The organism is Actinokineospora spheciospongiae (assembly GCF_000564855.1).
Taxonomy (GTDB): Bacteria; Actinomycetota; Actinomycetes; order Mycobacteriales; family Pseudonocardiaceae; genus Actinokineospora; species Actinokineospora spheciospongiae.
In genome coordinates this window covers 1-10,487 of sequence record NZ_AYXG01000040.1, presented here as the reverse complement: position 1 = coordinate 10,487, position 10,487 = coordinate 1, and the positions used below count along the sequence as shown (strand labels likewise).

Annotated in this window: 11 protein-coding genes; 10 read left to right on the top strand and 1 reads right to left on the bottom strand. The window is 74.4% G+C overall.

Annotated elements, in window-relative coordinates:
* Positions 1 to 313: 313 nt before the first annotated feature.
* From edd to UO65_RS05040, 5 genes are read left to right on the top strand one after another with little or no spacing between them, the layout of a single operon-like run.
* Positions 314 to 2,194 carry a phosphogluconate dehydratase gene (gene edd, locus UO65_RS05060; protein WP_035279225.1) on the top strand — a complete coding sequence of 627 codons (1,881 nt, stop codon included), beginning with the start codon at positions 314 to 316 and terminating at the stop codon, positions 2,192 to 2,194.
* A gap of 53 nt (positions 2,195 to 2,247) precedes the next feature.
* Positions 2,248 to 2,856, top strand: a complete 609-nt coding sequence (eda, locus tag UO65_RS05055; protein ID WP_084175329.1) for a bifunctional 4-hydroxy-2-oxoglutarate aldolase/2-dehydro-3-deoxy-phosphogluconate aldolase — start codon at positions 2,248 to 2,250, stop codon at positions 2,854 to 2,856.
* Positions 2,857 to 2,894: 38 nt separating this feature from the next.
* Positions 2,895 to 3,740 carry an SIS domain-containing protein gene (locus UO65_RS05050; RefSeq protein ID WP_035279223.1) on the top strand — a complete coding sequence of 282 codons (846 nt, stop codon included), beginning with the start codon at positions 2,895 to 2,897 and terminating at the stop codon, positions 3,738 to 3,740.
* The gene (locus UO65_RS05045) at positions 3,731 to 4,603 is read left to right on the top strand and encodes a class II fructose-bisphosphate aldolase (protein ID WP_035279221.1); all 873 of its coding nucleotides are present in this window, start codon (positions 3,731 to 3,733) and stop codon (positions 4,601 to 4,603) included. The genes UO65_RS05050 and UO65_RS05045 overlap by 10 nt, the downstream gene beginning before the upstream one ends.
* 50 nt (positions 4,604 to 4,653) lie before the next feature.
* Positions 4,654 to 5,547 carry a 1-phosphofructokinase family hexose kinase gene (locus tag UO65_RS05040; RefSeq protein ID WP_035279231.1) on the top strand — a complete coding sequence of 298 codons (894 nt, stop codon included), beginning with the start codon at positions 4,654 to 4,656 and terminating at the stop codon, positions 5,545 to 5,547.
* 60 nt (positions 5,548 to 5,607) lie between these two features.
* On the opposite strand, the gene UO65_RS05035 is transcribed toward UO65_RS05040, so the two are convergent.
* Entirely contained in the window at positions 5,608 to 6,714 is a 1,107-nt protein-coding gene (locus UO65_RS05035; RefSeq protein ID WP_035279218.1) for a S1 family peptidase, read from the bottom strand.
* 333 nt (positions 6,715 to 7,047) lie between these two features.
* Between UO65_RS05035 and UO65_RS05030 the strand changes: the two genes are divergently transcribed.
* The 5 genes from UO65_RS05030 to UO65_RS05010 all read left to right on the top strand — a co-directional run bounded on the left by UO65_RS05030 (position 7,048) and on the right by UO65_RS05010 (position 10,086).
* Positions 7,048 to 7,413, top strand: coding sequence for a YidH family protein (locus UO65_RS05030; RefSeq protein ID WP_035279216.1), 366 nt, complete (start codon positions 7,048 to 7,050; stop codon positions 7,411 to 7,413).
* Positions 7,410 to 7,718, top strand: a complete 309-nt coding sequence (locus UO65_RS05025; RefSeq protein WP_052020756.1) for a DUF202 domain-containing protein — start codon at positions 7,410 to 7,412, stop codon at positions 7,716 to 7,718. Before UO65_RS05030 ends, UO65_RS05025 begins: the two co-directional genes overlap by 4 nt.
* A 213-nt stretch (positions 7,719 to 7,931) precedes the next feature.
* Complete coding sequence (locus tag UO65_RS05020; RefSeq protein WP_035279215.1) at positions 7,932 to 8,381, top strand: helix-turn-helix domain-containing protein; 450 nt, start codon at positions 7,932 to 7,934, stop codon at positions 8,379 to 8,381.
* Between the two features lie 109 nt (positions 8,382 to 8,490).
* Entirely contained in the window at positions 8,491 to 8,838 is a 348-nt protein-coding gene (locus UO65_RS05015) for an STAS domain-containing protein (RefSeq protein ID WP_161784430.1), read from the top strand.
* Positions 8,839 to 9,072: 234 nt separating this feature from the next.
* Positions 9,073 to 10,086, top strand: coding sequence for a LacI family DNA-binding transcriptional regulator (locus UO65_RS05010; RefSeq protein ID WP_035279214.1), 1,014 nt, complete (start codon positions 9,073 to 9,075; stop codon positions 10,084 to 10,086).
* The last annotated feature ends 401 nt before the right edge of the window (positions 10,087 to 10,487 follow it).

Below are 10,487 nucleotides of genomic sequence, written 5' to 3'. Positions count from 1 at the left end.
AACCACGGCACGGCTGAGCAGATCCACCCGGGCACGCCCACAAAACGACCGGGCTCTTGAGCCGAAGCGCACGGCGCAGTCCCGTCGAAGCGGACCACCCAGGCACCCCCATCCGATCCCAGTTCCCGATCCGAAGCACGCAGCGGCCCCGGCGAAGCGGACCAACCCGAGCATCTTGATCGATCACTTGATCGTCACCGAAAAGTGGGACCCCGGTCACTGAATCGATTTTGACTCCCACCCCTGCCCTCGGTACCGTCGGCCGCGCCCGAGCCAGTCCGAAGACCGGAACCGACCCGGAGATGACGAGCCGATGACGCCACCCCAGCCGCCCCAGGCCCCCCTGAACACCGTCGTCGCCGAGGTCACCGCGCGCATCGTCGAGCGCAGCGCGCCCGCCCGGCGGGCCTACCTGGACCGCATGGCCTCGGCCGTCGCCCCGCACCCGACCCGCGCCGGTCTCGGGTGCAGCAACCTGGCCCACGGTTTCGCCGCCTGTTCCGGCCCCGACCGGCTCGCGGTCAAGGGCGTCAGCGCGCCCGGGGTGGCGATCGTGTCCGCCTACAACGACATGCTCAGCGCGCACCAGCCGTTGCAGGAGTTCCCCGCCTGGATCAAGGACGCGGTCCGCGCGCACGGCGGGGTGGCCCAGTTCGCGGGTGGGGTGCCCGCCATGTGCGACGGCATCACCCAGGGCCGCCCGGGGATGGAGCTGTCGCTGTTCAGCCGCGAGGTCATCGCCATGGCCACCGGCATCGCCTTGGCGCACGACATGTTCGACGCCACGCTGCTGCTCGGCGTGTGCGACAAGATCGTCCCCGGGCTGTTGATCGGCGCCCTCGCCTTCGGGCACCTGCCCGCGATCCTGGTCCCGGCCGGTCCGATGGCCTCCGGTCTGCCCAACGCGGAGAAGGCCCGCGTCCGGCAGGCGTTCGCCGAGGGCCAGGCCACCCGCGCCGACCTGCTCGCCGCCGAGTCCGCGTCCTACCACTCGCCGGGCACCTGCACCTTCTACGGCACCGCGAACTCCAACCAGCTCGTGGTCGAGGTGATGGGCCTGCACCTGCCCGGCGCGAGCTTCGTCCCGCCGGGCACCCCGCTGCGCAAGGCGCTCACCGAGGCCGCGGCCCGCCGCGCGGTGGAGATCACCGGGCAGGGCACCGAGTACACGCCGATCTCCCGGGTGGTCGACGAGAAGGCCGTGGTGAACGGGGTCGTGGCGCTGCTGGCCACCGGCGGGTCCACCAACCACACCCTGCACCTGGTGGCCATCGCCGCCGCCGCGGGCATCCGGCTCACCTGGGACGACTTCTCCGACCTGTCCGCGGTGGTCCCGCTGCTGGCCAGGGTCTACCCCAACGGCTCGGCCGACATCAACCACTTCGCCGCCGCGGGCGGTGTCCAGTTCCTCATCGGCGAGCTGCTGGACGCGGGCCTGCTGCACGGCGACGTGTCCACTGTGGCCGGTCCGGGGCTGGACCGCTACCGGCAGGAGCCCGTGCTCGACGACGGCGAGCTGGTGTGGCGCCCCGGGCTCGCCACCACCGGCGACCCGTCGGTGCTGCGCCCGGTGGCCGAGCCGTTCGCCGCCGACGGCGGCCTGCGGATGCTCGCGGGCAACCTGGGCCGGGCCGTGGTCAAGGTGTCCGCGGTGGCCCCGGAGCACCGGGTGGTGCAGGCGCCCGCGGCCGTGTTCACCAGCCAGGAGGCGGTCGACGCCGCGTTCCGGGCGGGCGAACTCGACCGGGACGTGGTGATCGTGCTGCGCCAGCAGGGTCCGCGCGCCAACGGGATGCCCGAGCTGCACGCCCTCACCCCGGCGATGAGCGCGGTCATGGCCCGCGGCCACCGGGTCGCGCTGGTCACCGACGGCCGCATGTCCGGGGCGTCGGGCAAGATCCCGGCCGCGATCCACTGCACCCCCGAGGCCGCCGCGGGCGGGCCGATCGCCCTGGTGCACGACGGCGACCTCGTCCGGCTGGACGCGAACACCGGCCGGTTGCAGCTCCTGGTCGACGAGGACGTCCTCGCCGCCCGCACCCCGGTCGACACGCACGCCGACGACACCGCCTGGACGGGCACCGGCCGCGAGCTGTTCGCCGCGCTGCGCCGCGCGGTGGGCCCCGCCGACCACGGCGCCAGCGCCTTCGGCCCGGCCTACGCCGCCGCCGCCGATTTCGAGTTCTCCGCCTGAGTTCCGCCCCACCCTCTTCCGTGCCGCTCGACCCGATCGCGCTTGGAGTGCCCGTGAGCCTGCTCGACGTCTCGCCCGTCGTCCCCGTCGTGGTCATCGAGGACGCGGCGCACGCGGTCCCGCTGGCCAGGGCGCTGCTGCGCGGCGGCATCGGCGTCGTCGAGGTCACCCTGCGCACCCCGGCCGCGCTGGAAGCCATCCGCGCCATCGCCGCCGAGGTGCCCGAGACCCTGGTCGGCGCGGGCACGGTGACCGCCCCGGAGCACGCCAAGGCGGCACTGGAGGCGGGCGCGGGCTTCCTGGTCACCCCCGGCAGCACCGACCTGGTCCTGGGCGCCGCCGCCGACACCGGGCTGCCGGTGCTGCCCGGCGCGGCCACCGTCACCGAGGCGATGCGGCTGGCCGAGCGCGGGTACACCGAGCTGAAGTTCTTCCCCGCCGAGGCCGCCGGTGGTGTGCCGTACCTGAGGTCGATCGCCGGGCCGCTGCCGGGCCTGCGCTTCTGCCCGACCGGGGGGATCAGCGCCGCGTCGGCGCCCGGCTACCTCGCGCTGCCCAACGTCGGCTGCGTCGGCGGTAGCTGGCTCACCGCCGACCCGGCCGATCCCGCGAAGATCGAGGCGGCGGCGCACCTTGCCGCCGCACTGCGCGCAGATGCATGATGTGCGCGTCTGACGCGCATCAATGAGCAGGGGGCCCGGTGTCGCACGTCGCCGAGGAGATCGCAGGCCAGCCCGCGTGCTGGCGCCGAGCCGCCGCCGAGGCCCGACCGGTCGCCGAACCGGGGGAGTCGGTGGCCGTGGTCGGCTGCGGCACCTCCTGGTTCATGGCGATGGCGTTCGCCGCGCTGCGCGAGGCCGCGGGCCACGGCCACACCGACGCCTTCGCCGCCTCGGAGTTCCCGGCCGGGCGCGACTACGACCAGGTCGTGGCGATCACCCGCTCCGGCACCACGACCGAGGTCCTGGACCTGCTCGCCACCACCGGGGCGACCGTCCTCACCGCCAACCCGGACCTCACCGGGAACACCGTGCTGCTCGACTACGCGGACGAGGAATCCGTGGTCCAGACCAGGTTCGCCACCACCGCCCTGGCGTACCTGCGCGCCTCCCTGGGGGAGGACCTGACCGCTGCCGCCGCCGACGCCGAGCGGGCGCTGACCGTCGACCTCGGGGACCTGGTGGCCGCCGACCAGGTGACCTTCCTGGGCCGCGGCTGGACCGTCGGGCTGGCGCACGAGGCGGCGCTCAAGCTGCGCGAGGCCGCGTCCGCGTGGACCGAGTCGTACCCGGCGATGGAGTACCGGCACGGCCCCATCAGCGTCGCCGAGCCCGGCCGGGTCACCTGGCTGTTCGGCCCGGCGCCCGCCGGGCTCGCCGACGACGTCGCCGCCACCGGCGCCACCTGGGTCGACAGCGACCTGGACCCGATGGCCCACCTGGTCGTGGCGCAGCGGTTGGCGGTCGCGGTCGCCCGGCGGCGCGGGCTCGACCCGGACCGGCCGCGCCACCTCACCCGCTCGGTCGTGCTGCCGCCGTGCCGCTGACCCGCACCGCCGACCTGCTCGCCGCCGCCGTCCGCGGCGGGCACGGGCTCGGCGCCTTCAACGTCATCCAGCTCGAGCACGCCTACGCGCTGGTCGCCGCCGCCGAGCGCGCCGGGACCGCGGTCGTGCTCCAGATCAGCGAGAACTGCGTGCGCTACCACGGTTCCCTCGCCCCGCTGCTCGGTGCCGCGCTGGCGGTGGCCGAGGAATCCGCGGTGCCGGTCGCGGTGCACCTGGACCACGTCGAGTCCGCGGAGCTGGTCGAGCAGGGGCTGCGCCTGGGCGTCGGATCGGTCATGTTCGACGCGTCCACCGCGCCCTACGCCGAGAACGTGGCCCGCACCCGCGAGATCGTCCGCCGCTGCCACGATCGCGGCGTGGCGGTGGAGGCCGAGCTGGGCGAGGTCGGCGGCAAGGACGGCGTGCACGCCCCCGGCGCCCGCACCGACCCGGCCGAGGCCGCCGCCTTCGCCGAGGCCACCGGCGTCGACGCACTCGCGGTGGCCGTGGGCAGCTCGCACGCCATGCGCACCCGCGACGCCGAACTCGACTTCGACCTCATCGCCGCCCTGCGCGCCGCGGTCGGGGTCCCGCTGGTCCTGCACGGCGCCTCCGGCATCGCCGACCCCGACCTGACCAGGGCGGTGCGCACCGGGCTGACCAAGGTCAACATCGCCACGCACCTCAACGCCGCCTTCACCGGCGCCGCCCGGCGCGCGCTGGCCGCCGACCCCGCGCTGGTCGACCCGCGCAGGTACCTCGCCCCGGCGCGCGCGGCGGTCACCGAGGAAGCCGCCCGGCTGCTCGGCGTGCTCGACGCCGTCCCCGCCACCGCCGTGCCACCGGGCACACCACAGGCCTGACCGTCGAGATCCCGGGCGGCGCGACCGCCCGGAGGGGAAGGGGAGTGCGCGTGATCCTCACAGTCACCGGGAACCCGGCGCTGGACGTCAGCTACCGGGTGGGGGACCTGCGGCCCGGTCGCACCCACCGGGTGCGGACCGTGCACGAGCGGGCGGGCGGCAAGGGCCTCAACGTCAGCCGGGTCCTGCACGAGCGCGGGGTGCCCACGCTGGCGCTGGGCCCGGTCGGCGGCATCCTCGGCGACTCGCTGCGCGCCGACCTCGCCGAGGCCGGGGTGCCGCACGAGCTGCTGCCGGTGGCCGCCCCCACCAGGATGACCATCGCCGTGGTCGACGACGGCGGCGACGCCACCCTGTTCACCGAACCGGGCGGGCCGCTGTCCCCGGTGGACTGGGAGCGGCTGGTCGCGCTCGTGCAGCGCCACCTCGCCCACGCCGACGTCCTGGTCTGCTCCGGCAGCCTGCCCCCGGGCGCCCCGGTCGACGGCTACGCCGACCTGGTGCGCCGCGCCGCGGGCGCGGGCGTGCCCACCGTGGTCGACACCAGCGGGGCCGCCCTGCTCGCCGCCGCCGCGGCGGGCGCCGACGTGGTCAAGCCCAACCTCGACGAACTCCGCGAGGCCGTCGGCTCCGACGACCCGGCCGCCCTCGCCGACCTGGGCGCCGCCGCCGTCGTCGTCTCCCTCGGCGTCGACGGCGTGCGCGCCCACACCCCCGCCGGCAGCTTCACCGCCCGCCCGCCGTCGCGGGTCGCGGGCAACCCCACGGGCGCGGGCGACGCCGCCGTGGCCGCCCTCGCCCACACCGCGGGCGCCGACTGGCCCGACCGGCTGCGCACCGCCGTGGCCTGGTCGGCCGCCGCGGTCGCCGCCCCGCTGGCGGGCACCCTGGACGACACCGTGCTGGCGGAGGTCTTCGACCGGGTCGTGGTCACCAGGACCTGAGCGCGCGGGCGCGCCCGCCCGGTGGGACAACCGGGCGGGCGCGTTACCCCGAGGGGTGGGTCAGCCCGTGACCAGGGTCAGGCCGTAGGCCGTCAGCGCCTCGTTGATCGGCTGGAAGAAGGTCGTCCCGCCGGAGGAGCAGTTGCCCGAGCCGCCCGAGGTCAGGCCCTGGGCCTGCACGCGGGTGCCGGAACCGGGGTTGCTGACGAACGAGCCGCCGGAGTCGCCGGGCTCGGCGCAGGCGTTGGTGCGGGTCAGGCCGTAGACGATGTCACCGCCGCCGTAGTTGACGGTCTGGTTGAACGCCTGCACGGTGCCGCACTTCCAGCCCGTGGTCGAACCGGACCGGCAGACACCGCCGCCGACCGGGGTGACCGTCCGGCCCGCGACCGTCACGTCCGACCCGGAGGAGTACCGGTCCACCAGCGGGGTGGAGACCGCCGCCGAGCTGGACACGGTGATCCGGCCGTAGTCGTTGGTGGGGAACGACGAACCGCTGACCGAGCCGATGCTGCCGCCGGTGCCGGTCACCGCGCCGCCGAGCTCGGTGCAGTGGCCCGCGGTGATCACGTAGCGGGTGCCCGCGGAGTTGCGGGCGTTGAAGCCCACCGAGCAGCGGCCGCCGCCGAAGTAGATCGCCTGGCCGCCGATGATGTTCCACAGCGGACGCGGCGCGTCGGTGACCCGCTCGGTGCGCACCGGGCCGGAGGCGGCGGTCTTCGCCCACGCCAGACCGGCGGCGTCGTCGTTGAGCACCGACACCACGACCTGGTTGGCGGCGGGGTCGACGTACCAGCCGGTCACGCTGGCGGGAACCGACTCGGCCGCCCCGGCGGCCTTGCCGTCCAGTGTGGACTGCACGCCCGCCAGTTCGGCGGCGCTGTGCTTGACCACCTTGGCGGTGGCACCCGCGGCGCGCACCTCCGCGACGCGCGAGGCGTCGGTGACGCCGACGACCAGCTTGCCGGTCGCCTGGTCGAGCCAGGTGTTGCCGTAGCTGCTGCCCAGCCGCGACGCCAGGGTTTCCTGGGTGGCGGCAAGGGTTCCGCTGTCCGCGGTGGCGTCCAGCACGGACGGCAGCGCGGCGTTGGCGGGGGTGGCGAGCGCGACGGCGGTGACCGTGGCGCCCGCGATGGCGAACAGGGAACGCAGGGACAAGCGACTCACGAACGGCCTCCAAGGCAGGGGAGAAGGACCGGGTTCGAGCACTGCTGCCCCGGTGGGCACCGCCTGGGAAATCCGGGAAGTTAACGACGGTGTACCAACCGAGGGGGACGACGCTACGGCAGCGGTGAGCCGCGGCAACAGCGGCCGAACGAGCCCCGCCGCACCGGCCCGCGCCTGCCGATCGGTCACCGGCAGTGCGGGGTTCCGACAACCGGGTGCCGACTGTCCGGCCCACCCCGACCCGCCCGGACGCACCCGGTGGCAACCTCCCGTGCACTTGCCATTTTCCCAGAGCGTTTCCCGGAGCGTGGAACGCGCGCCTACGATCCAGCCATGGCCTCCTGGGCGGACCGCATCCGGATCACCGAGGGCGAGGACCCGGACTACCGGTTCTCCCTCGCCAACGAGCGCACCTTCCTGTCCTGGGTCCGCACCGCCCTCGCCCTGCTCGCGGGTGGGGTGGCCGTCTCGCAGTACCTCCCGGCCGCCCCGGTGCCGCTGCGCACCGCCCTGGCGCTGGCCCTGGTCGCCCTGGGGACGGTGCTGGCCGCCCTGAGCCACCGGCGCTGGCGGCGCACCGAGCGGGCGATGCGGCTCGGGCGGGCGCTGCCGCCGTCCACCCAGTTGCCGCTGCTGGCCTTCGGGGTCACCGCGGTCGCGGTCGGGCTGCTGGTGCTGGTGCTGGTCGTCGTCCGGTGAGCGCGGTCCAGGACCCGGGGTTGCAGGCCGAGCGCACCCGGCTGGCCTGGTCGCGCACCGCACTGGCCACCGCCGCCCTCGGCGCCCTGCTCCTGCACGGCGCCCGCTCCCCGGTCGGCCTGGTCTGCGGCGGGGCCGTGCTGCTCACCGCGGCGGGCGTGCTGCTGCGGGGGATCGGGCGCTACCGGCACATCCGCCGCGCGGTGGCCGCGGGCCGGTCCGTCGTGGACGGCTCCGGTTCCCCGATGGGCCTGCTGGTGCTCCTCCCGGCCGCGGCGGCGCTCATCGCGGTCCTCACCCGCTGACCCGGTTCTTGTCCACAACCGATTTCGAGCGCACACCTCGGCAAAAGACCCACTCAGTGTGGGCTTGAGCGGAGTTCAACTCACTCGTTCGAGCGATCGTTGGCCCGGAGAGGGTACAGCTCGCCCAAATGTGCGTAACTTGACAAACCCCGGGGAACACGCTGGTCAAAGCTTCGTGTTCTCGAGGTCGAAGCGGACGGTCGGGGGTGTTGGATGGACTGCGTGGCGTATCAGCGTGCCCTCGGTCGGGAATTGCAACAATTGCGGGTGCGGCGTCGGTGGACCCGGGCCCAACTGGTGCAGCGGTTGCCGATGGAGCTGTCGGCCCAGGCGCTCGCCTCCTACGAGACGGGTACGCGCTCGTGCACGGTGGTGCGGTTCGTGGAGCTGTGCACGGCCCTGGAGGCGTCCCCGCACGACCTGCTGGAGCGGGTGCACGACCAGGTCAACCACGACGACCACCCGGCCTCGCTCAAGGTCGACCTCACCCGGCTCGCCCTCGACGAGCGCGCCCCGCTGAACCCGGCCCGCCGGTGGGCGGCGGCGGAGGTCGCCCGGCACGCCCCGGGCACCCGCGACCTCGACCTGTCGGCGCTGGAGTCGCTGGCCGCCCTGTGCGGGCTGGCCACGGTGGAACTGGTCCGCATGCTCCGCGAGGGCTGAGCCGGGCACCCGGTTGTTCTCCCGATCTTCACTCGTTCGGCCGCCCTGCCGGTACCGCGCACGGGGTACGGTCGGGAATTGGTCCTTGCGTGCTGGGTGGAGACGAGCGGTGGATCTTCGACTGGACGACTCGCCCGCTCCCGGGGTCGTCGCCGTGGCGATCGGTGGCGAGGTCGACCTGCTGGCCGCGGGCATCCTGGAGCGGTTCCTGCTGGGCGCGGTCGCCGAGCAGCGCGGCCCCAAACCGGGCCTGATCATCGACCTGTCCGACGCGGAGTTCTTCGGCTGCGCGGGCCTCAACGCCCTGCTCGCCGCCCAGCGCAGACTCGACCGCGCGGGCGGCTGGCTGCGCCTGGTCGACGTGTCCGCCGCGGTGAGCCGGGTGCTGGACGTCGCGGGCATGAACACCGAACTGCGCGTGGCCTCCTCCGCGGACGACCACAACGGACTGCCGTAACCACCCCACCCGGTGGGTTGACCAGCGCTGCCCACCAGTGCGCGTCCGGACTCCCTGTCGCACCCGGACAACGCGGCCGATCGCCGACGCCGCGGTCCGGTTACCCGCAAGAAATGTTTCCGTCAACAACAAACCACCGAATTCGGGCATCCTGTCTGAGATTTTCGCCCGAATGCCACTATTGCGGTGCCCGTTCTCGGTATGCTCGGGGCTCACGGCGATCTCGGGGGCAGGATGCGGGTCACCATCGCGGACGTCGCCCGCCGCGCGCGGGTCAGCAAGGCCACTGTGTCGCGGGTCCTGAACAACCGCGGCGAGGTCGACGCGGGCACGGCCGTCCGGGTGCGGGAGGTCATCGCCGCCACCGGCTACACGCCCAGCGCGGGTGCCGTGGGCCTGGCCCGGGGCCGCACCCAAACCGTCGGAGTCCTGGTCCCCCACCTGACCTGCCCCTGGATGGGCGACGTCCTGCAAGGCGTGTCGGACGTCCTGGAGGCCCACGGCTACGGCCTGCTCCTGCACACCATGAACCGCGGCGCCGACTCCGTCACCCGGTTCACCCGCCACGTCTCCGGCAACGCGTTCGACGGCCTGCTGCTGGTCGAACCCCCGGACCCGCTCTCTTGCCTCACCGGCCTGCGCGAATCCGGCTTCCCCGTGGTCGTGGTCGACGACGGCGACGACGGCGACGGCGACGGCGACGGCGACCACCCCGGCTTCCCGTCGGTGGCCACCAGCAACCGGGCGGGCGCCACCGCGGCGGCCACCCACCTGCTCGCCACCGGCCGCACCCGCCCGGTCGTGATCCCCGGCCCGGCGGCCCTCGGCCGCACCCGAGCCCGCACCGAGGGCTTCCGCACCCCCTTCACCGCGGCAGGCCACCCCACCCCCCACCACGTCGAGGCCGACCCCACCCGCGCGGGCGGCCGCACGGCCATCACCGCCCTGCTGGCCGAGAACCACGAGTTCGACTCCGTCTTCACCCACAACGACCTCACCGCCGCAGGCGTCCTGGACGCCCTGCACGAGGCCCACGTCGACGTCCCCACCCAGGTCGCCGTCATCGGCTTCGACGACATCGACCTGGCGGCCCACACCCAGCCACCCCTCACCACGGTCCGCCGCCCCTCCCGGGAAATGGGCGAGGCAGCGGCCACCATCCTCCTGGCCAACCTGGCGGGCGCACCGTTCCCCACCACCCCGGAGATCATCCCCACCGAACTGATCGTCCGAGCCTCAGCCCCCTGAACCACCAGTCCACTGTGGAACACCGCGAGCGGTGTTCCAGCACCGCACCCCGTGCCCCGAACCGCTCGCGGTACCCACCACAGAACCGCAGACCCGGTCGCCGCCCACCCCCCAACCCCATCAGCGCAGCCACCGCCGCCCACCCCGCCAACGGCCGCCCCGGCGGTCAGCCACCCGAAACCCACCGTGCGCAGCCGCCGACCACCCCGCCAACGGCCGCCCCGGCGATCAGCCACCTGCACAGCCGCTGACCACCCCGCCAGCCGCTGGCCCGGCGGTCAGCCACCGCGAGCCCCATTGGGCGCAGCCGCCGACCCCCCCACAAACCGCCGGCCCGGTGACCGAATGCCCGGGTGGGTGGATTTGCTTGGGTGGGGGAGACGATCATGTGCAAGCCTGCC